Annotated in this window: 26 protein-coding genes; 7 read left to right on the top strand and 19 right to left on the bottom strand. The window is 59.2% G+C overall.

What is annotated here, in order from left to right; genetic code table 11:
- Entirely contained in the window at positions 1-3036 is a 3036-nt protein-coding gene (locus BJI67_RS12965) for a type I restriction endonuclease subunit R (RefSeq protein ID WP_070073373.1), read from the top strand.
- Here BJI67_RS12965 and BJI67_RS12960 read toward each other — a convergent pair.
- The 4 genes from BJI67_RS12960 to BJI67_RS12945 all read right to left on the bottom strand — a co-directional run bounded on the left by BJI67_RS12960 (position 3033) and on the right by BJI67_RS12945 (position 5606).
- Entirely contained in the window at positions 3033-3242 is a 210-nt protein-coding gene (locus BJI67_RS12960; protein ID WP_070073372.1) for a hypothetical protein, read from the bottom strand. The genes BJI67_RS12965 and BJI67_RS12960 overlap by 4 nt on opposite strands.
- 381 nt (positions 3243-3623) lie before the next feature.
- Complete coding sequence (locus tag BJI67_RS12955; protein WP_070073371.1) at positions 3624-4268, bottom strand: hypothetical protein; 645 nt, start codon at positions 4266-4268, stop codon at positions 3624-3626.
- A gap of 303 nt (positions 4269-4571) precedes the next feature.
- Positions 4572-5216, bottom strand: a complete 645-nt coding sequence (locus BJI67_RS12950) for a DNA N-6-adenine-methyltransferase (protein WP_083250872.1) — start codon at positions 5214-5216, stop codon at positions 4572-4574.
- A gap of 90 nt (positions 5217-5306) precedes the next feature.
- Positions 5307-5606, bottom strand: a complete 300-nt coding sequence (locus BJI67_RS12945) for a hypothetical protein (RefSeq protein WP_070073369.1) — start codon at positions 5604-5606, stop codon at positions 5307-5309.
- A gap of 218 nt (positions 5607-5824) precedes the next feature.
- Here BJI67_RS12945 and BJI67_RS17545 point away from each other — a divergent pair, with 218 nt between their 5' ends.
- The 4 genes from BJI67_RS17545 to BJI67_RS12930 all read left to right on the top strand — a co-directional run bounded on the left by BJI67_RS17545 (position 5825) and on the right by BJI67_RS12930 (position 9196).
- A complete protein-coding gene (locus BJI67_RS17545; protein ID WP_156782145.1) occupies positions 5825-6100 on the top strand; it encodes a hypothetical protein in 276 nt (91 codons plus the stop codon).
- Positions 6101-6246: 146 nt separating this feature from the next.
- Positions 6247-7509, top strand: coding sequence for a DNA (cytosine-5-)-methyltransferase (dcm, locus tag BJI67_RS12940; protein ID WP_070073368.1), 1263 nt, complete (start codon positions 6247-6249; stop codon positions 7507-7509).
- Between the two features lie 5 nt (positions 7510-7514).
- Positions 7515-7961, top strand: coding sequence for a very short patch repair endonuclease (locus BJI67_RS12935; protein WP_070073367.1), 447 nt, complete (start codon positions 7515-7517; stop codon positions 7959-7961).
- Positions 7958-9196, top strand: coding sequence for a type II restriction endonuclease (locus tag BJI67_RS12930; RefSeq protein WP_070073366.1), 1239 nt, complete (start codon positions 7958-7960; stop codon positions 9194-9196). Before BJI67_RS12935 ends, BJI67_RS12930 begins: the two co-directional genes overlap by 4 nt.
- A gap of 569 nt (positions 9197-9765) precedes the next feature.
- Here BJI67_RS12930 and BJI67_RS12925 read toward each other — a convergent pair.
- From BJI67_RS12925 to BJI67_RS17535, 14 genes are all read right to left on the bottom strand, one after another.
- Positions 9766-10002, bottom strand: coding sequence for a hypothetical protein (locus tag BJI67_RS12925; RefSeq protein WP_156782144.1), 237 nt, complete (start codon positions 10000-10002; stop codon positions 9766-9768).
- Positions 10003-10006: 4 nt separating this feature from the next.
- On the bottom strand, positions 10007-10234 hold the full coding sequence (locus BJI67_RS12920) for a hypothetical protein (RefSeq protein WP_070073364.1): 228 nt from the start codon (positions 10232-10234) through the stop codon (positions 10007-10009).
- Positions 10235-10236: 2 nt separating this feature from the next.
- Positions 10237-10437: a hypothetical protein gene (locus BJI67_RS12915; protein ID WP_070073363.1), complete on the bottom strand. Its 201-nt coding sequence runs from the start codon at positions 10435-10437 to the stop codon at positions 10237-10239.
- Between the two features lie 5 nt (positions 10438-10442).
- Positions 10443-13901 (bottom strand): MobF family relaxase, encoded by a 3459-nt coding sequence (mobF, locus tag BJI67_RS12910; protein WP_070073362.1) that lies wholly within the window; start codon positions 13899-13901, stop codon positions 10443-10445.
- A 4-nt stretch (positions 13902-13905) separates the two neighbouring features.
- The gene (locus BJI67_RS12905; RefSeq protein ID WP_070073361.1) at positions 13906-14322 is read right to left on the bottom strand and encodes a hypothetical protein; all 417 of its coding nucleotides are present in this window, start codon (positions 14320-14322) and stop codon (positions 13906-13908) included.
- Positions 14291-14593 (bottom strand): hypothetical protein, encoded by a 303-nt coding sequence (locus tag BJI67_RS12900; RefSeq protein ID WP_070073360.1) that lies wholly within the window; start codon positions 14591-14593, stop codon positions 14291-14293. Before BJI67_RS12900 ends, BJI67_RS12905 begins: the two co-directional genes overlap by 32 nt.
- Positions 14594-14800: 207 nt before the next feature.
- Positions 14801-15250 (bottom strand): hypothetical protein, encoded by a 450-nt coding sequence (locus BJI67_RS12895; protein ID WP_070073359.1) that lies wholly within the window; start codon positions 15248-15250, stop codon positions 14801-14803.
- A complete protein-coding gene (locus BJI67_RS12890; protein WP_070073358.1) occupies positions 15237-17015 on the bottom strand; it encodes a type IV secretion system DNA-binding domain-containing protein in 1779 nt (592 codons plus the stop codon). The genes BJI67_RS12895 and BJI67_RS12890 overlap by 14 nt, the downstream gene beginning before the upstream one ends.
- Entirely contained in the window at positions 17015-17305 is a 291-nt protein-coding gene (locus tag BJI67_RS12885) for a hypothetical protein (protein ID WP_070073357.1), read from the bottom strand. Before BJI67_RS12885 ends, BJI67_RS12890 begins: the two co-directional genes overlap by 1 nt.
- Complete coding sequence (locus tag BJI67_RS12880) at positions 17302-17637, bottom strand: hypothetical protein (protein WP_070073356.1); 336 nt, start codon at positions 17635-17637, stop codon at positions 17302-17304. The genes BJI67_RS12885 and BJI67_RS12880 overlap by 4 nt, the downstream gene beginning before the upstream one ends.
- Positions 17637-18095 (bottom strand): topoisomerase DNA-binding C4 zinc finger domain-containing protein, encoded by a 459-nt coding sequence (locus BJI67_RS12875; protein WP_070073355.1) that lies wholly within the window; start codon positions 18093-18095, stop codon positions 17637-17639. The genes BJI67_RS12880 and BJI67_RS12875 overlap by 1 nt, the downstream gene beginning before the upstream one ends.
- Positions 18088-18582, bottom strand: coding sequence for an outer membrane lipoprotein (locus BJI67_RS17540; protein ID WP_070073354.1), 495 nt, complete (start codon positions 18580-18582; stop codon positions 18088-18090). Before BJI67_RS17540 ends, BJI67_RS12875 begins: the two co-directional genes overlap by 8 nt.
- Before the next feature lie 46 nt (positions 18583-18628).
- Complete coding sequence (locus BJI67_RS12865; protein ID WP_038088589.1) at positions 18629-18976, bottom strand: hypothetical protein; 348 nt, start codon at positions 18974-18976, stop codon at positions 18629-18631.
- Between the two features lie 99 nt (positions 18977-19075).
- Positions 19076-19969 carry a hypothetical protein gene (locus BJI67_RS17535; RefSeq protein ID WP_145930711.1) on the bottom strand — a complete coding sequence of 298 codons (894 nt, stop codon included), beginning with the start codon at positions 19967-19969 and terminating at the stop codon, positions 19076-19078.
- A 544-nt stretch (positions 19970-20513) separates the two neighbouring features.
- On the opposite strand from BJI67_RS17535, the gene BJI67_RS12855 reads away from it, so the two are divergent.
- Entirely contained in the window at positions 20514-25382 is a 4869-nt protein-coding gene (locus BJI67_RS12855; RefSeq protein ID WP_038088583.1) for a DEAD/DEAH box helicase, read from the top strand.
- Between the two features lie 200 nt (positions 25383-25582).
- On the opposite strand, the gene BJI67_RS12850 is transcribed toward BJI67_RS12855, so the two are convergent.
- Positions 25583-26248 (bottom strand): hypothetical protein, encoded by a 666-nt coding sequence (locus BJI67_RS12850; RefSeq protein ID WP_038088580.1) that lies wholly within the window; start codon positions 26246-26248, stop codon positions 25583-25585.
- Positions 26249-26412: 164 nt separating this feature from the next.
- Between BJI67_RS12850 and BJI67_RS12845 the strand changes: the two genes are divergently transcribed.
- Positions 26413-26676, top strand: a complete 264-nt coding sequence (locus BJI67_RS12845; protein ID WP_038088578.1) for a hypothetical protein — start codon at positions 26413-26415, stop codon at positions 26674-26676.
- The last annotated feature ends 64 nt before the right edge of the window (positions 26677-26740 follow it).

Genomic DNA, 26740 nt, shown 5'->3' with positions numbered 1-26740 from the left:
ATGAGCGAAGACCTCAAGCCCCACCGCTATGAACCCATCGCGCTCTCCGACGAGAGCACGGTGGTGGCCGAGTTCGTGCCTGAGCCCAGGGTGCGCGAGTCGGACTATCAGAGCGAGGCGGCGCTGGAGCGCGACTTCATCGCCCAGTTGCAGAAGCAGGCTTATGCGTATCTCCCTATCACCTCGGAGGCGGATCTGATCGCCAACCTGCGCGCGCAGCTGGCGGCGCTGAACAGGATCGCGTTTTCCGATGCCGAGTGGCAGCGCTTTTTCAGCACCTGCATTGCGGGCGCCAATGACGGTATCGTCGAAAAGACCGCGCGCATCCAGGAAGACCACGTGCAGTTGCTCAGGCGTGATGACGGCACGGTCAAGAACGTTTACCTGATCGACAAGCAGCACATCCACAACAACCGCTTGCAGGTGATCAATCAGTACGAGGCCGAAGGCAGGCGCGCCACTCGTTTCGATGTGACCATCCTGGTCAACGGCCTGCCCATGGTGCATGTGGAGCTCAAGCGCCGGGGCGTGGACATCCGCGAGGCTTTCAACCAGATCAACCGCTACCAGCGCGACAGCTTCTGGGCGGGCAGCGGCCTGTTCGAATATGTGCAGTTGTTCGTGATCAGCAACGGCACACTGACCAAGTACTACAGCAACACGGTGCGCAACGGCCACCTGGCCGAGCAGCGCGGCAAATGCGGCAGGAACAAGACTTCCAACAGCTTCGCCTTCACCATCTGGTGGGCCGATGCCAAAAACCGGCCCATTACCGAGTTGGACGGCTTCACCAAGACCTTCTTTGCTAAACACACGATGCTGAACATTCTTACCCGCTACTGCGTGTTCGATGTGGACAGGAAGCTGCTGGTGATGCGGCCCTATCAGATCGTCGCCGCCGAGCAGATCCTGCAACGCATCGCCACCAGCACCAATCATCGGCAGCTCGGCAGCGTGGCGGCGGGCGGTTATATCTGGCACACCACCGGCAGCGGTAAGACCCTGACCAGCTTCAAGGCCGCACAACTGGCGCGCGGCCTGCCGGAGATCGACAAGGTGCTGTTCGTGGTGGACCGCAAGGATCTGGACTATCAGACCATGCGCGAGTACGAGCGCTTCGAGAAGGGCGCGGCCAACTCCAACACCTCCACCGCCGTGCTGCAAAAGCAGCTGGAAGACCCCAACGCCCGCATCATCATCACCACCATCCAGAAGCTCAGCCGCTTCGTGGCCAACAACCGGAAGCACCCGGTGTATGACGCGCACGTGGTGGTGATCTTCGACGAGTGCCACCGCAGCCAGTTCGGCGAGATGCACGCCGAGATCACCCGGGTGTTCAAACGCTATCACCTGTTCGGCTTCACCGGCACGCCGATCTTTGCGGAAAACGCTGGCAGCGGCGGCAACCCGTTGCGCCGCACCACCGCGCAGGCCTTTGGCGACAAGCTGCACACCTACACCATCGTCGATGCTATCAACGACAGGAACGTGTTGCCGTTTCGCATCGACTACATCAATACCATCAAGACCGCCGATCACATCAAGGACAAACAGGTGCCCGCCATCGACACCGAGCGGGCGCTGCTGGCGCCGGAACGCATCGGCCAGATCGTCCGCTACATCCGCGAGCATTTCGACCAGAAGACCAAGCATTCGGCTTCCTACAAAATGCACGACAGGCGGCTAGCCGGGTTCAATTCGCTGTTCGCTACCGCCAGTATCGATGCCGCCCGACGCTACTACAGTGAGTTCAAGGCGCAGCAGGCCGAGCTGCCGGCTGCGCAACGGCTGAAGGTCGGCCTGATCTACAGCTTCGCCGCCAACGAGGACGATCCCGACGGCCTGCTGGGCGAAGAGGCATTCGAAACCGATGGGCTGGACCAGAGCGCGCGCGATTTTCTGGAGGCTGCGATCCAGGACTACAACGCCCTGTTCTCTACCTCATTCGATACCTCCGCCGACAAGTTCCAGAACTACTACAAGGATCTGTCCCAGCGCCTGAAGACCCGCGAGCTGGACCTGGTGATCGTGGTCAACATGTTCCTCACCGGCTTCGATGCCACCACCCTCAATACCCTGTGGGTGGACAAGAACCTGAAGGCCCACGGCCTGATCCAGGCCTATTCGCGCACCAACCGCATCCTCAATTCGGTCAAGACTTACGGCAATATCGTCTCCTTCCGCAATCTGGAGCAGGCCACCAACGATGCCCTGGCCCTGTTCGGCAACAAGGACGCCAAGGGCATCGTGCTGCTCAAGCCCTATGCCGAGTATTACGCCGAGTACCAGGGCAAGGTTGCCGAGCTGCAGGCGCTGTACCCGCTGGACACCCCAATAATCGGCGAAGCGGCGAAAAAGTCATTCATCAAGCTGTTCGGTGCCATCCTGCGGCTGAAGAACATCCTCACCGCTTTCGATGACTTTGCCGGCAATGAGATTCTCAGCCAGCGCGATTTCCAGGATTACCAGAGCCTCTATCTGAACCTTTACGCCGAGTTCCGCAATGCCTCGGAGGTCGAGAAGGAAAGCATCAACGACGACGTGGTGTTTGAAATCGAGCTGATCAAGCAGGTCGAGATTAACGTCGATTACATTCTGATGTTGGTGGAGCAGTATCTGAAGAAGAAGGGTACGGGCAAGGACAAGGAAATCCGCGCCAATATCGAGCGCGCCGTCGATGCCAGCCCGAGCTTGCGCAACAAGAAGGACCTCATCGAGCAGTTCGTGGATACCGTGTCCAACAAGTGCGAGGTGGATACCCAGTGGCAGGATTTTGTGGTGGCCAAAAAGGCCGAGGAACTGGAGCGGATCATCCAGGACGAGAACTTGGACGCCGAGGAAGCCCGCGCCTTCATCGACAACGCCTTCCGCGATGGCGCCATCCCCACCACCGGTACGACCATCACCAAGGTTTTGCCGCCGGTGTCACGTTTCTCGAAGGACAACGGCCACGGTCGTAAGAAGCAGGCAGTGCTCGAGAAGCTGGGCACCTTCTTCGAGCGGTATTTTGGGTTAGTGGGTGATACGGTGGATTAGTCCGACCCAAGCCTATTTAGGAGGTCAATCACTTGCTGAACTTTCGCCTGTAGCGCTTCCAATTCTTTTTCCGCCTGTTGCCGTTCCTCGGGGGAATTCGGGTGTTTTAGCCGCTGCTCAATCCAAGCGGCTTTAGTTTCCCAGGCTGTCAGCGTGTCGTGGTGGTGGATATTTAACACTTGTGACTTTATCTGTTGAGGGTCCATAGTCACTCCTTCGGATGGGCTTTAGGTGGAGCGGTTCAATTGGGGGTTGTACCGCATTCGGCAGTGGATCGGTTGATTGTAAGTGCGGGTCAATCGGTAATCGAAGAGATAAGTTAGACTATGCCGACCGATCGACAGTTCAGCGCTGTTCTGCCAGCGAAGCGCGCAGCGAGACGGTGTGTATGCGCGGTCGAGCGGAGCGATCCCCGTGCGCGGCTTATGTCCGTTTCGCGGACACGTCTGTCCATCTTCTGGACATATGGGGTACAAATTGTTCAAAAAGTGAACAATTTAGAATCATTGAGGCCCGTTTGTGGACAGGATTGTCCAGTTTGGGGACGGATGGGCAGAAAAAGGCCCGGCAATGCCGGGCCCTGGATATCAGCCGCCGAGGCGGATGCCGACTGTCGCGACCGGGCTGGTGATACGTGCGCCGTTCAGACCGAAGCGATCCCGGCTGTACTTCGCGTACACGGCGACGAACGGGGTCAGGTGAAAACCTATTCGCGCCGCTTCGCGATCCCATAGGCCGCCCATGGCTCGCCCGCGACTCGCGGCAGCCTTGCCCACATGGCCGTCGATGCCGGTCAGCGTGACGATGACCGGTCCGGCGTCGATCATGAGCTTGAGCCCCACACCACCCCGTAGCAGGAGATATTCCACGCCCTGCGTGCCGTACAGATCGTACTGACCCGCCAGGATCGGCGCGACCGCCAGGTGTGGCAGAGGCGAGAACCCCGCACCTACCTCGAAGCGTCCCGAAAACAGGCTGGTGGAACTGCCGTGCAGGATGCTCACATGCGAATCGTAGACACCATACCCGCCGGCGAACACTCGCCCGCCGTCGAGTTCGACGCCACTGATCTGGGTGCGTGATCCGCCATCGGTTCGAATGTTGCCGCGCTGGAAACCAAGCCGGCTGCCGTCGTTCTCCGGATTCATGGGGTTGAACAGGCCCGCCTGCGCTGTCCCGCAGATCACTGCACCGCCCAGTACCGCCATCGTCAGAATCGTCTGCCTGAACATGATTGTCTCTCCTGTGTTGGGCAGGCCGGGGATCGGCCCGCCAGTCCGTCTACAGTCGTCGCCGTGCAGGACCTGATGCACGATCCTGTCTAGTCTGTTTAAGGTTGGGTTCATTGCCTTTGCCTCCGTTTTCGTCTGGCATGGAGTCATGCCGCGCATGGCTCCTGCCACGCTGGCGAAGCGCGGGGGTAGCAAAGGTCAAGGGCGTGAGGTCGGGAGGGGAATCACCCGGCCTGCACAAGCGAACGAAGAGAGCGCGGAAGGTTGGGGAGACCCGACCTCACGGCGCAGCGAAGCGGAGCTTTATCCTTGACCGACGCGAGGGGCAGCGCCCCTTAGGCAGAGCAGTTCAGGGTTCCAGATCAGCAGCGCGGCGTCGAACGGGGCCGCGTCGCCGGGTGACAGGGATCCGGCCAGTTGACCCCGCAGAAAGCGCAGCCTGCCGGGGATCGGCGCGACGATCGCGTCGTGCTCGACAGCACGCTCAAACCAGCGGGTGCCCGTCCTTGAGGGCACCAGCGCAACTATTACAACGCCCTTCCTCGACTCGTCGATGCACTTGTCGATCCAGGCGGAAATCCTGGAATAAGGCGGGTTGACGAATACGACCGGCGGGGGGATGGCGGCATCGACTTTCCACGACCGCGACAGCCCGTCGTCCTCCTGCGTATAGTAGAATTCGGCGGGCACAACACGGTGCGCCGGGTCAGCCGGGGCACAAGGATCGAGGGTGAATACCCGGCGCCCAATGCCCCGTAGGATCATCTGCGTTAACTCCGGCGGGGTGTACCAGTCGTCACTTTGTGAGCGATGGTATACCGCTGTTTTTTTCTGCCGTTTTTGTTTTTGCCGAAGACGATATGCCCGGCTTGCAGCGGCCCGCGCCGACCTGGCATCTGGATGAATGCGCGGACGGCCGCGCTTTTTTTTAGGTGTCCTGTCTGTCATGATCGGATTTTATATGACGCTCGGAGCGTCATATTAATCCAGGCTGCGGGCAAAAAGTTATAGGGTTGGCGCGCAATCCAACCTGGATCGTTACTTGAGTGGGTCGTCCCATACCCGCTTAACCGCCAAAATCCGCGCGGCGCTGGCCGGCATATAGTTGCGGCGAATCCAGTCCTCGCCCACCTCCACCCGGATCGTTGATTGATGGTAATAATAGCTAGACCACTTTAGGCAGATGTGGCCAGCGCGGGTTGTGGTGAAGTAGCCCTTATGGCCGAGCAACCGCGGCGCGCGCCGCCCACGCACCACATAAACGCCCACATACCCGGGAGCGCGGACCATGTGCCGAATTTCAGTGTCAAAATCACGTGCCAAATCCGTCTTTTTCATCGCAATCGCAAAGGCTCCTTGTGCTTTGTTTGATTCAGCTAGCTAAACCAGTTTAGCTAGCGGTTGGAGCTAATTATTTAACGTTTAAGCGCGAGGAAAAATAGACGGAATGCCAACCAATGCAAACGGGTTTTGGGAGGTGTGGAAATGCGGGTTAAAGCGGGGTTTTGTGTATAATTTTTTACGAATTTTTACATTTGAAATGGGTGGTCGAACACTTGGCCATCCTTCCCCGCCCTGAACGGCGGGGCTTGCGAAAACAGGCCGGGTTGACCAGGGAAAGCGATGACGGCCAGCCCGGCCAGCCGTTTGAGAGCCAGCCAAAGCCAGAACCGGGAGCACAAGGCCCAGACTGCCCAAAGTGCAAAAAACCGACTGGCGCATTCTCCACGAAAACCGGCAAGCCCTATTTTCGTTGCCAGAAATGCGGCGCGGCATGGTGGCCGGATGAATCGGGCACGGCCCTTGGCAAGAAATGGATCAAGAAATCATGAGAGCATGGTAGGGACCGATATGGCATATTCAGCACCGGCACAGGATGAGATTGAGCAACAGCAGGAACATGCCTCTGAATAAAACCTGGATAATGGGTCAATCATGGGTCATAATGTCCCCCAAGATTCCCCTTCAAGGACGAGACATGACGCACGTTCAACCTCTGGAACTTCTCAAGCAGGCCCGCGACTGGTTCACCCAGAGAGAGATAGCCGAACGCATCGGCAAGACGCCTAAGACCGTAAGACGCTGGGAAAAAGAGGAGGTCCCATGCCCCGTCATGCTGGGGCCTATACTTCGTGACCTCTTGCAAAATGTCGCCCACAACCCAGCCGGTGGCGGACGATTCCGCTTCATTGACCTGTTTGCAGGGATTGGCGGCATCCGTATGGGGTTCGAGGCTCACGGAGGTGAGTGCGTCTTTACCAGTGAGTGGAACGAGTTCTCAAAAAAAACTTACGTCGAGAATTTTGGCGGCCGACATTCTTTCGTCGGTGACATCGTGCCTTTTCCAGCGGAGGACGTGCCTGATCACGATGTTCTGTTGGCCGGTTTCCCCTGCCAGCCCTTTTCTATCGCCGGGGTTTCCAAGAAAAACTCGCTTGGACGCCCTCACGGCTTTGAATGCACAACACAAGGAACCTTGTTTTTCGATGTGGCGCGTATCATCGCCATAAAGCGTCCGAAGATGTTTCTGCTGGAAAACGTCAAAAACCTGCTTTCGCATGACCGGGGAAACACGTTCCGTGTCATCCTCCAAACCCTGCGCGACGAGCTTGGTTATGACGTGCATTACCGAATTATTGACGGGCAGCGGTTCACTCCGCAGCACCGGGAGCGGATTATTATTGCTGGCTTCCGTGAAAAAACCAGTTTTTCATGGGACGACCTGCAACTGCCATCTGAAGGGCCGCGTCTTTCCTCGATTCTACACCGGACAGATGGATCTGAGCCTATATTGCCTTGGGATGGTAACCAGTTTTTCGACCACGACAGGCAGACTGTTCAGCCTAAATACACCCTGACACCAAAATTGTGGGCCTATCTCCAGGCCTATGCGGAAAAACATCGCGCTGCTGGCAATGGTTTCGGCTTCGGGCTGGTTACTCCTGATAGCGTGGCCCGAACTCTATCAGCCCGTTATTACAAGGACGGGTCCGAAATCCTTGTCTCGCAGGGAAGTCGCAAGCGCCCCCGCCGCCTGACTCCGCGCGAATGTGCCCGCCTCATGGGATTCCCGGACACTTTCCGTATTCCTGTTAGCGACACGCAGGCTTACCGCCAGTTCGGGAATAGTGTAGTGGTGCCGGTCATGCGCGAGGTGGCCCGCATCATGGTTCCGCATGTCGAAATCATAATCGAGCAGGAAAAGGCTGGCGTCACACAACCCCCACTGGCATTTACCTGAATTACGTGGCCGACGTGGTGGATGCCGCAACCCGAAGCCGGATGATGGCTGGCATCCGGGGGCAGAACACGAAACCTGAAATCCTCGTGCGAAGCCTGCTGCACCGTGAGGGCTTCCGGTACCGCCTGCATGTTAAGGAACTACCAGGAAAGCCTGATATTGTACTGCCGAAATATTGTGCTGTTATCTTTGTCCATGGCTGTTTTTGGCACGGTCACGATTGTCCACTTTACAGGCTTCCAGGCACCCGCCGGGATTTCTGGCAGGATAAAATCGACCGGAACCGGGATAGGGATCGCAGGGTACGGAATGCTCTTCTTGCGGCGTGTTGGCGTGTTGCAGTGGTCTGGGAATGTGCCCTTCGTGGGGCGGAAATGGATTCCGGACAGGTCGCGCAGCGCCTGGCCGGATTGTTGCGCGGCAATGAAAAGGAAATGGAAATTAAAAAATGAAGCAGGGCTATCTATCACAGTATTTTGATGGTGTTGCGCTCAAATACCTGAGCGCCGTCGAGGCCGATGTCATACGGTCGAACCAACACGAGTTTAACGGCGTGGAATCCCTGCGTTCGATTCTTGGTGAACCATCCGGCAAAGTACGGTTCGCGGCGAGATTTCTTTATCTCTCCGACCAGGATGATGAGCCGGTCATCGAGGACGGATTCCTGACCTGGTACGATGCCCGGCAGAGGGCAAGGGAAGATCGCGGCGTCATGCGCTGGGAATACCGACTATATTTCCCGACCAATCTAGTCTCGCAGTGCGCGGCAGAAGGCGACCTGCTGGTGATAGCAAGGCGGGCCGATGGCGACCTGCTAGCTATCGTGGCCGAAAAGGACACAACCATTGAACGGCAGCTCATGTGGCTATTCGGATTTTCCGACCTTACGCATCCAGGCTTCTCTGTCAAATCTGAACTGGAAACCGAACAGGACAGGATCGGCTTTGCCGCAAGGGTCATCCTCGAACAGATCGGAATAGAACCAGAAGAGGAAGCCCCGAACTATCTTGATGAAATGCTGGCAAGATTCGGCGGCAACTTCCCGAAAACAGCAGAGTTCTCAGCCTACGCCAGAAGTACAATTCGCGACCTTTCCAGTCGTGACGACCCGGATACGGCACTCGTAGCATGGATGGAGCGGGAAGAAATCCTGTTCCGCACGCTCGAAAAGCATCTGCTCGGTGAAAAGCTGCGCAGCCTCACGCAATCCGGCATCGAGGACACAGAACCTTTCATCAAACTGGTTCAGAGCGCCCTTCAACGCAGAAAATCACGGGCTGGATCGGCACTGGAAAACCACCTCGAACAGGTATTCACTGATCACGGTGTAACCTACACGCGAACCGGCGTGACTGAAAACAAGCTGAAACCGGACTTCATCTTTCCCGGCATCAACGACTACCACAATGCTGTCTTCCCGCAGGCAAGGCTGACGATGCTGGCATCGAAATCAACCTGCAAGGACAGATGGCGGCAAATCCTCAACGAGGCTGCCCGAATCCCATACAAACACCTACTGACGCTAGAACCCAGCATCAGCGAAAACCAGACGGACGAGATGAAGTCTGAACAGGTGCAGCTAGTCCTGCCTCGCAATCTGCATCCAACCTATTCGGTAGCACAGCAGGCTTGGCTTATGAATGTGGAGTATTTCACCCAGATGGTGAAACAGCGGCAGAACGCTTGATCTGTTTCACACCTGCATTCCTCGTCCAAATTTAACACCTTTTTGTCGTAGCTGAACGACATCATTCGAGAACTCCGGTCACGCTCTCGACCCTCTGGCAGCACGCGCAGGCCACGGTCGCAGAGCTTGAAGCCCCGACTACAGCCCGGCTTAGTCGTGGGAGAGTTCACGCCGTAAGGCATGTGCAAGGTAACCGGCCACGTCACCTTTGCCGGTTCGTCTTTATCCTCGCCCGCCCCTGCGGTCGTTCGAACTCGCGTTGCTGAGCTTCCGGCGTACCTCATTTTGGTTCATCGGGTTGATCGGGTGGCGCAGTCTGACTCGTGTCGGTTTGCCTGTGATCGTACTCTCATTTTCGGCGCGCTTTGCGCTCGGCCTGCTCGCGCCGGGCCGGGGCCGTGGAACGCCGCCGGCGTCCGTGTAGCGCGCGAAAACTGGCGTTGCGGCGGGCCGCGTCGCTCGTTGATCGTGCCGCTTGTTGATGGAAACCCGTGCCGTCTTCCGGGTCACGTGTCCTTGTGGCAAGGCAAGGTCATGATCGGATTTTATATGACGCTCCGGGCGTCATATTAATCCAGGCTGCGGGCAAGTTCCATCAATCGCGCGTGCGCACGGGGATCCCGCTCTGGTATCGCGAGACCGCGTATGTACCCGGCGCGCGGCGCGGGCCGCGCCAGTTCCGCCATGACCAGTTCGCGCACCGCGCCGGGCGGGAGGCCGCTGGCTGCGGCGGCGGGGGCAGGCGACAGCCCGCCAGCCTCCACGCCATCGAACAAGTCGCCCATCGTGGGTGTCTTTCCGCTCATCCGTTTATCTCCATCTGGCGCGGACAAGACCGGCGCCGGCATGATCCACCCATCCAGCGACGTGCCTGGCGCCCATAACAAATGGCAGATGATGAATTGCCGCCCACCCCCAGGCCCAGCCGCCCAGGCCGAGCAGGGCGATCAGAATGGGCAGCCATAGCACGCGGGCAACAGCGAACCCAAGCCCCCAAGCGAACCCGCGGATCAGGTCGAGTATCAGTCCTGCGCCCATGGCTACGGCTCAAAGTCCAGATCGCGATCCATGGCACGCCCAGCAGACGGGTCATGGTGCCCGACCGCATGGCTGATGGTGTCTGCCTGCTTCGCCCCGGCCGGGGGCTCGGGGGCCTTGGGCTTCATCCATGCAGGGTCTTTGGGCTGCAGACGTTCGTCCATTTTGTGATCGACCTGTTGATTGGGTTTTTCCTCGTTCATCCTGGTTACCTCTCGCGTGATCTTTCCTGTTCGTGTTCGCGGCCGCGCTCGCGGTCCGCTTCCCTGGCCGCCTGACGTTCCTGCGCCCGATCCCGTGTTGCCTGCCGCACGTCCTCGATACCATCCCTGCGCGCGGCGCGGGCGTCGGCCATCCCATCCTTGGCTGCGCCCGCAGCGCGCTCGGCCATCCAGCGTTCGAGCTTCGCCTCCGCCGCATTCATCGCCTGAGATGGGAGTGATTCGCGCCAGTCGTTCGCTTTCGCCGCGTGTTCTGCCGCCCGCTGGTAGTGCTTCGAGGCACGATCCTCCTGCTTTACCGCCTCTTTCTCTTCCCTGCGGGCTTCCTTCTCCGCGTCCTTTACCGCCTGCCGGTACTCATCTGGCAGGCCGTCGCGTTTCATATCGGTGTGCTGGCGAATACCCTCTGCCTGTGCATGGGCGGCGCGGGCGGCGTCTTTGAGGTCGGCGGCGCGTTCGCGATCCGGCTCGCGGTCTGCCTGGCGATCCAGATATCGCCCCTGTCGATGCAGGTCGGCAGCCGCCTGATAGTCTTTCAAACACTCGACGGCGGCGCGTTCCGCCGCCTTATCCTCTCGCCGCGCTTCAATCTCCGCGCCCGCGTTGATCGCTTTCTCGTCCCAACCATCCGCCGCGCGCTCATGGGGGCGCGCCTCATCCCGCTCATGGGTGTCTGAGCGTTCACGATCATTGGCGGGCTCCGGCTCGGGGGCATGATCCATCGCTTTGCCGTCGATGCCGTGCACCTGGTCGATGCCGTGCACCTGATAGTCCAGCGTGCTTTCTTTCTGGCGACTGACGCTCATTGCCTCTACCACGTCGCGGAACTGCTCAAGCCGCTCGTCGGCTGCATCTTTCTGTGGGCCGCCCTCGCGCCCGATCTCGCGATGAGAATACTGATCCAGATGGTCGCGCACGCCGGAGAAGCTGCCGCGCTGCTCGTCGGTCAGCGCAGGCGCTTCGCCACGAGCGGCTAGATCGTCCGCCAGCGATAGCATTTTCTCGGTCGGCGGTATCTTGTCCTCGATCTTTTTGGTCTGCGCTTCCGTGGTCACCCATTCGGTGCCATCTTTTGCCCTTGATCCCATGACGTAGGCCATTTCCCGGTGCATGCTGTCGCTGGTGGCATAGCCCACCACCCGTTCCACGGTCGCGCCCTGCGACCGATCCGCAGTGATCGCGTAGCCATGGCGCAGATCCTGCTTCTCCGGATCGATCAGCTTCACGCTTTCATCTCGATCCAGCCGCACCGCCACGCCCCGCTCGTCCACGCCCACCACGGTGCCCAGGTCGCCGCGCCTGAGATCCGCCTTGTAATCGTTCGTGCCGGCGAACAAAACACGGTCGCCGGGGGCGAACTCAGTTCGCTCCGTAGTGGTTCGCATCTGCTTGGTCTCCGGGTCAATGCCAAGCTCTCGAACAGACTCAAACACCACGCCGTTTTGCAATTCTCCGTTTTTCTTGAGGTCAGCGCGGATCGCCGCGTTGATATCGTTCACACGTTGGTTGGTAGACGCCAGCGCGAGCGTTTTTTCCGCGCCGACCTCGGCCGCGGCATGAACCCATCGCTGCGCGATCTCATTGACGGCTGCACGGTGATTTTTCTCAACAGCTACCTGGCCCTGGTCGATGTAGTGCAGCATGGCCGCTGCCGACTCGCCGCGGCTCATCGCGCGCACCGCCTGGCGGTCGCCTGCGGCGCGCTGGCGATGGATTTCTTCCAGCCTGACATGCCCGACGCCGCGCTCGACGTCCGCCAGATGCCTGAACATGGCGCCAGGACCAACCGGCTGCATCTGCTTGTGATCGCCGAGCATGATGATCTTCGCCCCGCCGGCCTCCGCCGCCTGCACCAGGTCATGCATCAGGCGGCTGTCTGTCTTGCCCATTTCGTCAGCGACGATCACCGTGCGCTCGTCTAGCCGGGTCTGCCCGCGCTCGACTTCGGCCAGCAGTCGGTGGATCGTTTTGGCGTCCTCAATGCCCGCGCTCGCCCCGAGATCAGCCGCCTGCTTACCCTGTGGGGCGACACCAAGGACCGTGTATCCAGCGTCCTCATACGCCTGCCTGACAGCGCTCATGGTGGTGCTTTTGCCTGTGCCGGCATCCCCTACGAGAACCTTGATCTGCCCACGCTCCTGGGTCATGCCTTCGAGCGCCTTTGCCTGTTCATGAGACAACTTGTGCCCAGCCGCATCCTCGACCTTGGCTCGTGCCTGGGCGACCTGCTCCGGGGATAACGACCAGGCATCTTTGAGCCTACCCGCCTGCGCTGCGGCCAGCGTGTCGCGCTCTTTCTGGACGAGTTCGGGGGTGGAATAGCGGACGCCGCCGTCGAGCGCCTTGAGAGTCACGCATTCGGCCAGCGTGTCGCGATACAAATCAGCCGCATCCTCTCGCCCACGGCCCATCCCCTGAGCGGCGACAAGCGCCGCGTATTCCAGATCCTTGGCAGAAAACACGGCGCGATTCTGCGTGACGATCTCCTGCACCAGTTCGATGCTCGCCCGCCGCTCTTCTGCGGGGATCGACTCACCAGCGCCGCGGGCTTTCTCCACGTCGAAGGCGTGCTCTGCCGCGCGTTCGCGCCAGCGTTCGCGCAAGCTTTCTATGTCCACGTCGTGATCTTTCGCGGGGCGGGTATCCAGCGCCGCCGCCTGCGCGGCCTTGGCGCCCGCCGTGCCCCGCTCGGCCATCGCCTCAAGGATCTGTTCGCGCCGGGTGCTTGACGCTTTCTCAAGCGACTGGGGGACGGCTTTGATGCGGAACGACTCGCCATCGCGCTCGGTGGCGAACCCGGCCTGGCGTAATTTTTGATCTAAGTGAACGCGGTACGCCGCCCCGAGGATCTTCTGATGGGCGTACAGGTCGCGGCCATCGATCGATCCAAAGCTTCCATCCGAGCGCGGAGCGACATTCATGATCGTAGAATGCGTGTGCAGATCCTCATCCAGTTCGCGACTCGTTCCGTGCTGCCAAAGGGCGGCGACCATGCCGACTTTTTCATGATCCGCGCCGCCTGCGCCCCTGCGGGTAGAAATAAATCGCTCCTGCATTTCAAGAAGCGTTTCCTTGACCGCTTCTGCGTGCGCTTTTTCCACCGCTTGGCGCGTTTCTTCGTCGCCCACGGCCCACACGTTTGATACGGACTTGGGCGCTGAGAAGGTACAGTCGTACAGCGCGACGCGATCCTTGGCACCTGAGTTCTGCGCCAGGGCCTCTTGAGTCTGAGGATGAAAACCATCGGCCAGAGAATGAAAATCCTGCGCGGAGACAGCACCCACGAGGCCGAGCGATTCCGCGCCGGATCCAAACCATTCACCATCACCCTCCCGCGAGTAATAATCCTCGCGCTCGGCCTCGCCGCCTGCGCGGTGGGCGTCGGATTGAAGGTGGGTGTAGTAGCTCTTGGCGGTGCCCGCGCCGCGGGCGGATATGCTCATCATCCGATCATTCCTCGTCCAGCTCGCCGCTTGCATGCACCAACGCACGGACCTCTCGCATCAGCGGCTCCCGCCGCCCCATATCCGCCAGCGGCACGATGCCATGAGCGATCATCCGGCTTAGGCTGCCAGCGATCTTTTTAGCCACTGCTTCGTCAGGCGACAGGCTTTGCAGGGCAGAAAGAATCTCGCGCTCAGCGTCGCGTACCGCGTCAACCGAGTCGGTCATTGTCTCCTTGAGCATCATATCGATGCCCCGGCGATGGGCTTCGAGTTGCGCCGCAATAGAGCGCGAAAACTCGTCGATGATCGTGCCGCGCATGACCGCTGACCGCACTCGCTCTGAGTCCGTGTTACCCGGAAACTTGCGCAGCGCGGCCAGCGCAGCGGCGTCAAATCGAGTCGAGATCGTCTTGCTCGCCATGGGTCACATCCTCAACAATTGGCTTGACACGATCTTCTCCCCGTTTTTCATTTATGCAAGCGGGGTTCAACCGTTCGACCATCGCCCTAAACTCATTTTCAAGAGCTTCTTGAGAGAGGCCGAGACGATCGACTCCGGCCCGAACTGCCGCTTTAGTGATCTGGCGTTTTTGCTGCTCTCGCTCGCGTTTCTTCGCCTCCGCCGCCGCCTTTTTCAGTTCCTCGATCTGCGCAAGGATTCGTTCAGATTTGCTCATCGTCTTGTCGTTCATTGTGTAAACACCTTTTCTTAAGTAAAATCAATGAGTTATAGCCGAAACGCCCAAAACCTGTTTACAGGGTGTATACACCTACAGGCCGCGCCCCGCTTGGGTTTGGGGGTTGCGGTGTTTGCACCCATGGTGCAGGGGTGTGAGGAAAACTCGGCCGCGCCAGCGGCCGGGTTTTCCGACCCGAATTTCGGGGTTTTGGTTTGAGTTTCAGTGCTGCGGTTCATGGTTGATCACGAACAGGATTTGAAGCACGAGACCACGAAAAACTTCCCGAATTTCGGCCTCAATGTCCGCGTCACGAATCACCGGACTCAACACTTCCTGCGCACGCTCCTTGGTCCAAAACCCGTCGATCGCTGTCGCATGATCGACGCACCTGGACAGCACTCTTTCCACCAGTCGATGGACGTAGAAATGGTCCAGTTCCACACCCGCCATTAGCTCGCGAGCCGCAATCACATTCGCGGGTGCGGGCGCTTCGTCGCGCTCGGCATCCGCCGCCTGTTTCGCCATCTGCGCCTCAAGACCCTCGACGCTCATTCTGATCTTCGGGTCCCAATTTTCGCGCTGCTCAGGCGGCACCTGGGTAAGCGCATACCAGAAATTCTCATCGCCGGTTTCGGGTGTGTTTCCGTCGTTCCATTCAGTCATCTTCATTCTCCTTTCGGGGGATTTTCAGGTCGTACTTCTCGGTGAGGACAGCTAGGTCCTGCACCCATTGATGCCGTGATCTTTCGCGGCAAATCTTCATCTCCTGATCGACATACTTCCGTGCGGTTTCTGCGTCCCACTGATTCAGTTCAGCCAGTCGCTTCATGGCTTCCTGCTCGCGTCCTTTCTGCGCGGCATGGCCGACGTGTTTGGTCGAATGGCACAAGGGGCAAAGCGCTTGCAGGCGCTCGAGTTTTTGCACGCGCGCATCGTCGTCGTAGCCCCACACCTCATGCGTTTCCACCGGCCACTTGTCGCCCGTGCCACCACAGATTTCGCACACGCCGCCAGCTTCGGCGGCGGTTCGCTTTTGGAGTTTTTGCCAGTCGTTTGCAGTCAGAAGGCCGCGCAGGTTTTCGCCGGCACATGTCGATGGCACCAGTTCCAGACTCAGCACGGGCGCGACGATCTTTTCGTCGCCTTCGACGGTCGGCGGGGGCGCTTCCTTCACCACCGGCGACGGCGATTTCGGAGATGAGTCGCGGGGGATGAATGAGGGCACAGCAGGCTCTTTGTGAGTGATACCAATCGACACTTTTGCCAGTGGATAATCACCCGCCAGTTTCAAATACCCCACCCGATCAGGCAGGCATTGCAGTTCACTCGGCAGCACGGCGCGCTCGATCACCACATGCTCTGATGTGCTCGACCCACTAGGCCCGTGGCTTGAGTGCTCTCGCGAGATCTGATGCTCGCCAAGGGCGCGGCTCATCGTGTCGGCCGTCTCGGGATCAGGCGACCTTAAAATCAGTTGAGAGGACAGACACGACAGCAGGACGGTCGCTCCTTCCCTGCCGTACGCCTGCCGAAGTTGGGCCACGCTTTGCAGGCCCAAAACCGCACGCAATCCGTATTTTCGCCCGTTCGTCAGGGCGTCGCTCAAGGCCTGCACTTTGCCCAAAAGCGCGACCTCGTCCAGCACCAGCCAGATTCGCCGTTCACGGCTCGGTTCCAGATCAAGGATGGCCGACACCACTTCGCCGAGCCACGCGCTTATCAGTGGCGCCATTGCCGCGCGTTGCGAGTCGCGGTAGGGCAGCCACAGCCAGCCCGAGCCGCCTTCTATCCATCGCCGAATCGACCACGCATCTGCGCCCGCATCGGGGGGCAGAAAGCGGTACGCGGGGAGTGCCGACCCGATGATGCCGCGCACGCTTGAAAGCATCTTCGCCGCCCCCGTGTCAAACAGCGTCTGCGCGGGCAGGCCTTCGACGATCGCTTCGATTTCGCCGCTTTTGGCGACCGTCAGAAGCTTCACGAATCGCTCATTTGTCGCGCCTCCGCTTTCCAATAGCCGCTCAAGGACGGCACCAACCAAGCCCTGGCTATGCCTCGCCCACTCGGCCGCGTCGCCACCGCCTTCCACATCCGGGATGATCGACTTCGCCACGCGGTCGGCGTCTGCCTGACCGCGCATTTCCGAGAACGGCGACCACCGCACTGACCGCGCATCAAGGGGGGCCAAAATGGTGTCGCCGGGCTGCCACCAGCGGGCCATATATTGCCCGCCGGGGTCAGCCATGATCACGCGGTCGCCGCGCCCTCTTATAATGTCGAGGTTCGCCGAGATCGCCTGGCTTTTGCCCGTGCCTGTGCTTCCGGCGATCAGGAAGTGGAGGGCTTCCAAACTCGGCGGCACCGGGACGCCGCCGATCTGGATTCGGTCCGCACGCGGGGAAGGCTTGGAGGGTTTCTGCCAGGGCCAGAGCATTACTCTTTCTCCTGAGTCATGCGCGCCAGATCTTCGGCCGTCGCGGCCTTGCTGCCTCGACGATGTTCTTCACCCCCTTTCTTGCGATGGAAGATGAGGTGGGTAATAGATTTCAGGACCTTCCAAAAAAGGGCGACCATCAGGATTAGGAATGCGAGATCAGTCAACCCTGCGAAAATTTCCCCGCCGAGGGTCTGGGTCTGCCCGGCGATCTCGCCGACGACAAGCAGGCAGATAAAGAGGCCAGCCCACACCGCGACCTTCTTCACATTCTTCACGTCTATTTTCATTTCGCTTTCTCCGTCATTTTTCTCAACTGTTCCACCGTCGCGGCCTTGCTGCCGCGCTCGGTTTTTTGAATTCGTTTTCGGCTTGGCATGCGCCATGCCCACACGAAAAGCCATGCCCCTGTCACCGCCAGCGCCCCCGCCATCCATGGGCTTAAAATGGCCCAGGCGGGGAACGCGCCGCCCGAGTGCAGCCACTGCACGATCGTTTTCCACTCCTGATCGTTCATTACCCAATGGGCGGCATAGATCAGCATCGCCACCGCAGCCGTGGAACGGATGGACCAGCCAGCGGCGACCGTGGCGGCGGAATGGGTTTCGGTGATGCGTCCCATCAGCCCTCATCCTCGATCTGCCGCGTCGCTTTGCACTCAGGGAAGCGGCGGCATCCCCAAAAAGGCCCGTTCCTGCCCGAGCGGCGTTTCATGTGGCCGTGCTCCGGATCTTCGCTGCACAGCGGGGCCGTGTTTTCAGGCGATGGAGGCAGGCTTTGGTCGAGCAGATCGAAGGTTTGTTCGCACTCAGGGCAGGCCAAAAAGGAGCCATATTTGGCACCCTCGACGAGCTCGAGGGTGGCTTGCCGGCACTCAGGGCAGGTCAAATCTGGCACGGCTTCCTTGGTGATCTGCGTCGTTTTGGGCTCGCCGCCATCGTCTGAATAGATCGCGCCGCACTCATCCTCGCCATTCAGGCAAAGCCAGTAGTGACGCTGTTTCTTTGAGCTCCAAATACGTTTCAAATCATCTCCGCAGCGCGGGCAGGCCGCGCGACGGATTTCAGGTTTCTCATCCATGGCTGCCTCCACTCTGCTTCTGCTTCGCCTGCGGCATTGGGAAAACACGGGCACGGCCACGGGGAGAGATGGTGATACCCACGCGCTCGCCGACATGCAGCTGAGGCCCCTGCTCTACCACAGTGAGCAGCCGGCCACCGGCCAGCTGCACCGTGACCTGCTGGGCAGGGCCGGTCGCCTGACTCTCCACTGTCTGCCCGACGATCCCGCCAGCGATGGCGCCCACCGTGCCGGCCAGGGCTTGGCCCAGCGGGCCAGCACCCTGCGCTAAAGACGCGCCGCCGATGCCGCCGATGGCGGCTCCGGCCATGCTGCCGACCCCTGCGCGCGGGGCCTGGATGTGCACCACACGATCATTCACCACGACGCCTGTCAGGGTTTGCATGGCTTGCAGTCCACCCTGGTACTCATCCGCCCGGTAGCTCGCGCATCCACTCACCAGCAGCGCGGCAAGCACGGGGGTTACTAAAAACATTTTCTTATTCATGTCATTCACCACCTATTTGATATGACGGAATCCACGTCATAGAAAATCACGAGAAGATCGGTGCGAGCAGCATTGCCAGCCCGATCACCGCAGCCCATCCCCAACCGCGCGCGCGGGGGGTATGGGTGATATGCGTCACCTGCCGACACGGCCCGCCATGCAGGTGCCACCAGCGCAAATTTCTGATTTTCAAAATCTCCAAAAATCGCGCCCACGGCCCCCACAGCATCATTTCTTGCTCTGCGTCGTACCGCCCCTGCCTGGACTTCTCCACGACCCGCTGGATCACGGGGTGGACGGGTCCTCGCTGGCTTGCCAGCCACTGGTCGAACGCGTCCGCGCGGTCGCCGGGAGTGGGAAGGTTTTGGTAAAAATCCGTGCGGTAGAACGCCATGACGAAACCCTCAAAAATTACCTAAAAATTACCTACTGCCATTTTCCAGAATTTCCGAATAACGCAAGTCCCGCCCGGTTTTGCCGGGCGGGTTGGCTGTTAAAATCGCATCCGCACGCCCATCTCCACCTGCATGTCTTTGCCGCCGTCCACGTCTGCGGCGGTGGCAGTGACCACCGCACCGTCCGGCACCTTCCACGCACCAGACACGGCCACCACCTGCGAGGCATAGCTGTCTCCCACCAGCCGCGCCGGGCCGACCGGCTGATAAGCCAGGGGAATCTCGCTGCCGCCCGGCAGGCGCTGGGCGGAGACCTTCGCATTCCACCGCGGGGCATGGATGACCAGAGAGGCGACCACCCCGCGCGCACGGGGAGCGGCCGGGCCTTGCGGCTGGATTTCGCCCACGCTGGCGGACAGATAATCCATGCCTATCAAAGGGATGTAGCGCACGCCGGCCGACACCGTCACCGGGGCCTGTACTTGCTCAAGACGCCAGCCCGCGCGCCGGGCCTGGGCGAAGCCGTCCGCCAGATCGAGGCGCCCGGTGAAGCCCAGCCCACCCAGGGCCTTGGCCTGCTGGGTGATCGTCAGGGTCGGTGAGATCGACCCGGACAGGCCTCCATTGAAGCCGCTGCCCAGGTCCACCAGCGGCAGATAAGCAAAGCCAATCGTTCCGTTGACAGTCGCATCGGCCGATCCCTGAGCCGACCGGCGGGAAGGGGGCGGGGTAGTGGTGCCGGTCAAAAACACCACTCCGGTCAGGCATCGAGGAGGACAGGAGCTAAGGGAGGGAGGAGCAGAAAAGCTCTTGATGGTGCTGCCCACTCGCGCCCAGGGGCCAAAGGAGGGATTTCCCCAGGTCTGAGAAAACACCGCACCCTGGCTGGCATCGCCAGCGAAAATTGAAACGTGGTCGGTCGTCCCAGCATGCGCGGCGGGGATGGCAGCCGCCATGGCGGCGGAGGCGACGAACATTTGAAGATTTTTCATTTTTTGGCTCCTTAATAATTTCATTCATGCAGCAGGTTTAACCAGCTGTCTGAACTGATTATTTAAGAAGCGAGCACGCGAACAAATCCCCTATTTGCTAACGCCTGCAAACGAGTTTTTAAGCGTGTATTAAAGTGGGTTAAAGCGGGGTTTAGCGGGAAATTTTTTGAAAAATATTTGGGCGATGGGCGCGCTGGCGCACCAATGTTCAGCCGAGATTTTGTCCTTGGCAGGAAGCACCTAGCTCGACGATCATCGCTGTGACCGTCAGGGGAAAGAAATCACGGCCTATCCACGTCAACAGCAGCATGATTGACACCACATACGCAGGGACAGGACATGCTGGGGACAATATGGCCGACAGCGGACAGGGAGGTAGACGCTTTCTCGATCAACACTAGAATGAATGAAGGCCGCGAAGAACGAGGACTCGGGCTGCCTCGGGCTGTCTCGGACTGTGCTGCCTCGCTGCCGTGAGCAAACGTCGTTTGATGTATCCTTGGCGCCCTTAGACACATAGAGTCAACCGCCAAGGGGATGCGCAATGGACGAAGCGGCACGGCCAGATTCCATCGATGCAGTTCTGGATAACTTACGCGCTCGATCCCATGACGAACTCCACAAAGGCAAGCTGTTTGAACGCCTGATCGTCCAGTACCTCAAGACCGACCCGACCTATGCCAACACGCTCGCCCACGTCTGGACCTGGGCGGAGTGGCCGCAACGTCCCGCCGACTGGAAAGCCGACAACACCGGCATCGATCTGGTCGGCCAAACGCACGAGGGCACCTTCTGGGCGATCCAGTGCAAGTTCTACGACGCCGGCTCGACGCTCGACAAGGCGCACGTCTCGTCCTTCCTCGCCGACAGCGCCAAGGTCTTCACCGTTGACGGCATAGAGCAGTCCTTCGCCTACCGGCTGTTCGTCAGCACAACGGCTCGGCTGGGCAAAGGCGCGGAAGGCGTCATTGCGGATCAACCGAACTTCGGCATTCTGTATCGCGAAGACCTCGCGGAAGCCCCCGTCGATTGGTCAGAGCTGGATGTCCTCAAACCGGAGCAGATGAAGCGCCGGACGCGCAAGCACCTGCGCGAGCATCAGGAGGAGGCCATCCGCGAAACCGTGGACGGCTTCGCCGGGCTTGATCGGGGCAAGCTCATCATGGCCTGCGGCACCGGCAAGACCTTCACCGCGCTGCGTCTGAACGAAACCGTTACGCCCGATACCGGCCTGACGCTGTTCCTTGCGCCCTCCATCACCTTGGTATCGCAGACCCTGCGTGAATGGTCAGCCGAAGCCGAACAGCCCTTCGATGCCTTCGTGGTGTGCTCCGACTCGCGCGTGGGCCGCGAGGAAGAGGACATCAAGACGGCGGAACTGGCGTATCCGGCCACCACGGATGCGCGCCGGCTGGGCCGCGCCATCGTTCAGGCTGGGCAACGCCACACGCGCCGCCGTGTGGTTTTCTCCACGTACCAGTCGATTCAGGTCGTCATCGACGCGCAGCGCAGCGGCGGTCTGCCGGCCTTCGATCTGGTGATCTGCGATGAGGCCCACCGAACCACCGGACTGACGCTTCCCAAGGAAGATGCGTCCGATTTCGTGAAAGTCCATGACAATGCCGTGCTGCGGGCCAGCAAGCGCCTCTACATGACGGCGACGCCGCGCATCTTCGCCGAAGCGAGCAAAACCAAAGCCGGTGAGAAGAACGCCGTACTCTATTCCATGGACGATGAGGCCACTTTTGGCACCGAGTTCTATCGCCTGAGCTTCGGGCAGGCCGTGCAGCGCGACTTGCTGGCCGAGTACAAGGTGCTGATCGTCGCGGTGGACGAAGACCGCATGGCATCGGTCGCCAACAGTTTCAACAACGCCTACAAGATCGACGAGAAAAATGCCGTGGACATCGACTTTGCCACGCGCATCATCGGTAGCTGGAAGGGGTTATCCAAGCAGGGCCTGAAAGTCATCGACGATGGCGAAGTCAGCGATCTGGAGGAAGACACCGCGCCGATGCGCCGGGCCGTGGCGTTCTCAAAGTCGATCAAGGCGTCCCATGAGGCCACGAAAGTCTTTGCCGATCTGGTCAGGCTCTACCGCCAGGAGCACGAAGACGACGACAGCATGGTGAATGCCACATTACATCATGTGGACGGCACCATGAACATGGCCCGGCGCAAGGACGAACTGGACTGGCTCAAGGATGAACCCGACGCAGGCCAGTGCCGCATCCTGTCCAATGCCCGGTGTTTGTCCGAAGGTGTGGACGTGCCGGCGCTCGATGCCGTGGTGTTCTTCGACACCCGAGAATCCATTGTGGACATCGTGCAGTCGGTCGGCCGCGTCATGCGCAAAGCGCCCGATAAGCAGTATGGGTACATCATCCTGCCGGTCGCGATCCCGACAAAAAAGGTCAAGGACTACAACAGTTATCTTGAGAGTAATCCGCAGTTTAAGGGCATCTGGAAAGTCATCAAGGCGCTGCGGGCGCATGATGAACGCCTGGTCGATGAAGCGGAGTTCCGGCGGCGCATCAAGGTCATTGGGCGAGGCAAAGGAGGCAAAGGCAGCGAGGGAGGCGGCGGGCAGCTTCCGCTGGACATTCCTCTTGTTCCTGTCGAGGACATCCAGCAGGCCGTGTACGCCGCGATCCCGCGCAAGCTGGGCGACCGTGAGTATTGGGCCGAATGGGCCAAGAGCGTGGCCCAGATCGCCCACAGGATCACCCAACGCATCGAAAAGCTGATCGAGCGGCCCTACAGCAACGGGCGCAAGGCGTTCAACGCCTACCTCAAGGGGCTACGCAAGAACATCAATCCCGGTATCTCAGAGGAAGAAGCCATCGAGATGCTGGCCCAGCACATCATCACCCGCCCGGTGTTCGATGCACTGTTCGAGGGACGCGGATTTTCGGACGACAACCCCATCTCCCAAGCCATGCAGCGAATCATCGATCACGTCGATGATCATGGCGTGGACAGCGAAACGGACGATCTGGAACGGTTCTACGATAACGTGCGCGGCCGCGTGGCGCTCGCCAAGAGCGACAAGTCTCGTCAGGAAATCATCAAGAACCTGTACGACACCTTCTTTAACAATGCCTTCCCACGCATGGCCGAGCGGCTGGGCATCGTCTACACGCCTATCGAGCCGGTGGACTTCATTGTTCACAGCGTCGAGGCTGTCCTGAACAAGCACTTCGGCATTAGCGTATCGTCGCCTGACGTGCAGATCATCGATCCCTTTGTGGGAACGGGCACGTTCATCGTGCGCCTGCTGCAATCTGGTCTTATCAAGCCAGACGACATAGAGCGCAAATATCGGAACGAACTACACGCCAATGAAATCGTGCTGCTGGCCTACTATGTGGCAGCGGTCAATATCGAGACGGCCTATCACGGCGTGAGCGGCAAGAATGCGCCGTTCGATGGCATCGTGCTGACGGATACGTTCCAGATGTACGAGGCTGATCAGAGTGATCATCTGGAGGGTGGGTTCTCCAGAGAGAACGCCGAGCGGGTTGAACGGCAGAAGAAGCAGCCCATCCGGGTGGTGATCGGCAATCCGCCGTATTCCGCCGGACAGACAAGCGCCAACGATAACAACCAGAATCAGGCATACCCGAAGCTGGATGAGCGTATCCGCGTAACCTATGCGGCACAGTCGTCTGCGATAAACAAGAACAGCCTCTACGCATCCGAAATCAAGGCGATGCGCTGGGCCTCTGACCGTATCGGCAAGGAGGGCGTGGTCGCCTTTGTGACGAACGGCTCCTTCATCGACGGCAACACGGCAGATGGACTGCGCAAGCGCCTGACACAGGAATTCAGCCATCTGTATGTGTTTAATTTGAGAGGAAATCAGCGCACTGCTGGTGAACTTTCTCGAAAAGAAGGCGGCAAGGTGTTTGGGTCGGGTTCACGCAACACGGTAGCGATTATCTTGATGGTGAAAAACCCTGCGCATACCGGCCCATGTGAGTTGTTCTATCGAGACATCGGTGATTATCTGGATCGTGAAGAAAAGCTCAGCCGCATTGCGGACTTTGGCAGCGTCGACAAGGTGCCGTGGACGCGCATCACGCCGAATGAGGCGGGTGACTGGATCAATCAGCGGAATCCGGAGTTTGAGGGGTTCGTGGCGCTTGGAGACAAGAGCGACAAAGACGCTGCAACGATCTTCGAGACATACTCGCGTGGAATCTCAACAAGCCGCGACGACTGGGCCTACAACTTCTCGCGTGTGGCGCTTGAGAGCAACATGCGGCGAATGATCGACAACTATAACACCGAGGTAGACCGCTACGCTGCCGCATGTGCTGGAGCGACGGAAAAGCCGGATGTCGATACCATCGTGGACAGCGATCCAAAGCGGATCAAGTGGTCGCGTGGCTTGAAGTCCGATGCCGAACGTGGACGGAAATACGACCTTGAGCAGAACTCTGTTGTGATGAGTATTTATAGGCCGTTTACGAAAGCGTGGTCGTATTTCAATCGTCGCCTGAACGACATGGTGTATCAGATGCCACGCCTATTCCCAACACCGCGTCACCAGAATCTGGCGATCTCAGTATCTGGCGTTGGAGTAACCAAGGATTATTCGTGCTTGATAGTAGATTGTGTTCCAGACTTGAATCTGATTCAGGCAGGTCAATTTTTCCCTCTATATGTCTACGAAAAAACGGACAAAGATAGACCATCCGGCGATTCAGACCTGTTCCAGCAGCAGGATGACGCCGTCCCAGACAGTGACGGCTACGTGCGCCGTGATGGAATCACAGACGAAGCCCTGGAAGCCTATCGCAAGCATTACGGTGACGACTCGATCACCAAAGAAGACCTGTTCTATCACGTCTACGGACTGCTGCACTCGCCGGAGTATCGGCAGCAGTATGCCGCCGACCTCAAGCGCATGCTGCCCCGTATTCCTAAGCCTGCCAGCATCGAGACGTTCAGGGCATTTGCCTCGGCGGGCCGCAAGCTGGCCGACCTGCACCTGAACTATGAAACGATTGAGCCGTGGCCGCTGGAAGAGCGCTACAAACAGAAGCAGCACGGTCTGCTGGATGCTCCTGAACAGCCGAATTACCGCGTGGCGAAGATGCGGTTTCCCAGCAAGAAGGACAAATCCAAGATCATCTACAACAGCGAACTGACCCTGGAAGGCATCCCGCCAGAGGCATTCGAGTATGTCGTCAACGGCAAGTCCGCGATTGAATGGGTGATGGAGCGCTATCAGGTCACGACAGCCAAGGACAGCAGTATCAAGAACGACCCGAACCTGTGGTGTGACGAACACAACGATCCGCGCTACATCGTCGATCTGGTCAAGCGGGTAGTGCGAGTGAGCGTGGAGACGCAGCGGCTTGTTAAACGCCTACCGAAGTTAGACGAAAACTTAAGAGAAAGATGACTAAACATGTCAATTATCAATCAAACTAATACGGTTCAGCGTCAGCGTCAGCGGCCTCGCGTTTGCGTCGCAGAACTTGCGTCGGGCACCGGCAGCCGCCGCGCCGCGATCTTTGTTTGTTTTTGGCTTTGGAGCAATACACCAGGCGCAAAAAAGGCCGGTGTATCCCGGCCACGTTTTCGTTTTTCGTCGTTATGATGCTAGTCGCTTGGGCGATTTTCTAGGCGTGTCTTCAGATGCTCGCCAGTCAGGTCCTCGATGTCTTCGCACCACGTGACGCGGTCGATCAAGCTGTCTCGAATGTTTGCCTTCGAGGCTCCGCTGACGTGGGCATGAGGCTCATCTTCCACCGCCGCCAGTTCCAGCGCTTCACACGCCTTATCGAGCGGTACGTCTGCAGGCCAAGCCTCGTGCAGCCCATTAGAGAATAGCCAGTCGTCCAGATCCCACACCTGCACCAAATTCTCAGGCTCGGCGCACGCGAGATCGAGGATAGCTTGTACGTCCTGTGTAGCCGCCTTGGCGTCTTCAGTAAAGCTCACATCTGTCGGCCCACAAGCGCGCCTATGCACGGAATGACCACGATGCACTCGCTCCAACGCGGCCTGAAGGCCGGAGTCATCCAGCAGCGCAAGCGCCCTTTCGCGGTTCAGATAAGGTGACACACTCCATTGCAGCGTTCGCTTTTCATGGACATGCATCGGTACTCCGCCGCCCGGTTCGCCGTTCGTCGCAAAAAAAACATGGCCATTTTCGGTCAGGCACAAATGCGCCAGCCCGGGTTCAAACGCGCCATCAAAGCGGAAATACAACGGCGCGACCGTTTCATCAGGCAATTCTTTATCGATAGTCAAAGTCATGGTCATGAGAACCTCCGAGTGCTTCGCTCAAAACAGCCAGCTTAACCGGCTGTCTTGGCTAATTAGACCATGAGCTATAAGGTGAAAAAACCCCCTATTTGCTAACAATTGCAAACGAGTTTTTAAGCGTGTATTAAAGTGGGTTAAAGCGGGGTTTAGCGGGAAATTAATTGGAAAATATTTGGACTGGCGCGGGCGTATTCGGGGTCAAGGATGCCGCGCGGGATGTGGATACGGTGGTCGTGAGGTTGCTGGAATGCGAGGGTCGTCGAAGCGAGATCATGGGCGAAGCGATAAGGATGGAGCAGCGAGCGGAGTGGAGTGCGAAGGAGTTGTACGGTCAGGTCAGTGCATTGACGGGTAACGGTCGGGTACGGGAGACCGGGCCGGTGTTTGGTGGCGTCACGCAGATGAAGGAGTTGGGCCGTGGTTGATCAGCCAAGCGGATGGGGCCTGGACGCGGCCGAAGACGGCTATTTGTCGACCTCTGGCCTCTGG

This window comes from Acidihalobacter aeolianus (genome assembly GCF_001753165.1).
Taxonomy (GTDB): domain Bacteria; phylum Pseudomonadota; class Gammaproteobacteria; order DSM-5130; family Acidihalobacteraceae; genus Acidihalobacter; species Acidihalobacter aeolianus.
This window is presented reverse-complemented; position numbering and strand designations above follow the sequence as displayed.

Coding starts and splice junctions, on each gene's coding strand:
- BJI67_RS17540 (WP_070073354.1), bottom strand. CDS start 18,582: ATGAATAAGAAAATGTTTTTAGTAACCCCCGTGCTTGCCGCGCTGCTG.
- BJI67_RS12895 (WP_070073359.1), bottom strand. CDS start 15,250: ATGAAGATGACTGAATGGAACGACGGAAACACACCCGAAACCGGCGAT.
- BJI67_RS12925 (WP_156782144.1), bottom strand. CDS start 10,002: ATGAGCGGAAAGACACCCACGATGGGCGACTTGTTCGATGGCGTGGAG.
- BJI67_RS12915 (WP_070073363.1), bottom strand. CDS start 10,437: ATGAACGAGGAAAAACCCAATCAACAGGTCGATCACAAAATGGACGAA.
- BJI67_RS12890 (WP_070073358.1), bottom strand. CDS start 17,015: ATGCTCTGGCCCTGGCAGAAACCCTCCAAGCCTTCCCCGCGTGCGGAC.
- dcm (WP_070073368.1), top strand. CDS start 6,247: ATGACGCACGTTCAACCTCTGGAACTTCTCAAGCAGGCCCGCGACTGG.
- BJI67_RS12930 (WP_070073366.1), top strand. CDS start 7,958: ATGAAGCAGGGCTATCTATCACAGTATTTTGATGGTGTTGCGCTCAAA.
- BJI67_RS12955 (WP_070073371.1), bottom strand. CDS start 4,268: ATGTTCAGGCAGACGATTCTGACGATGGCGGTACTGGGCGGTGCAGTG.
- BJI67_RS12900 (WP_070073360.1), bottom strand. CDS start 14,593: ATGAACGACAAGACGATGAGCAAATCTGAACGAATCCTTGCGCAGATC.
- BJI67_RS17535 (WP_145930711.1), bottom strand. CDS start 19,969: ATGAAAAATCTTCAAATGTTCGTCGCCTCCGCCGCCATGGCGGCTGCC.
- BJI67_RS12905 (WP_070073361.1), bottom strand. CDS start 14,322: ATGGCGAGCAAGACGATCTCGACTCGATTTGACGCCGCTGCGCTGGCC.
- BJI67_RS12850 (WP_038088580.1), bottom strand. CDS start 26,248: ATGACCATGACTTTGACTATCGATAAAGAATTGCCTGATGAAACGGTC.
- BJI67_RS12875 (WP_070073355.1), bottom strand. CDS start 18,095: ATGGATGAGAAACCTGAAATCCGTCGCGCGGCCTGCCCGCGCTGCGGA.
- BJI67_RS12880 (WP_070073356.1), bottom strand. CDS start 17,637: ATGGGACGCATCACCGAAACCCATTCCGCCGCCACGGTCGCCGCTGGC.
- BJI67_RS12885 (WP_070073357.1), bottom strand. CDS start 17,305: ATGAAAATAGACGTGAAGAATGTGAAGAAGGTCGCGGTGTGGGCTGGC.
- BJI67_RS12855 (WP_038088583.1), top strand. CDS start 20,514: ATGGACGAAGCGGCACGGCCAGATTCCATCGATGCAGTTCTGGATAAC.
- BJI67_RS12865 (WP_038088589.1), bottom strand. CDS start 18,976: ATGGCGTTCTACCGCACGGATTTTTACCAAAACCTTCCCACTCCCGGC.
- BJI67_RS12945 (WP_070073369.1), bottom strand. CDS start 5,606: ATGAAAAAGACGGATTTGGCACGTGATTTTGACACTGAAATTCGGCAC.
- BJI67_RS12965 (WP_070073373.1), top strand. CDS start 1: ATGAGCGAAGACCTCAAGCCCCACCGCTATGAACCCATCGCGCTCTCC.
- BJI67_RS12950 (WP_083250872.1), bottom strand. CDS start 5,216: ATGACAGACAGGACACCTAAAAAAAAGCGCGGCCGTCCGCGCATTCAT.
- mobF (WP_070073362.1), bottom strand. CDS start 13,901: ATGATGAGCATATCCGCCCGCGGCGCGGGCACCGCCAAGAGCTACTAC.
- BJI67_RS12920 (WP_070073364.1), bottom strand. CDS start 10,234: ATGGGCGCAGGACTGATACTCGACCTGATCCGCGGGTTCGCTTGGGGG.
- BJI67_RS12960 (WP_070073372.1), bottom strand. CDS start 3,242: ATGGACCCTCAACAGATAAAGTCACAAGTGTTAAATATCCACCACCAC.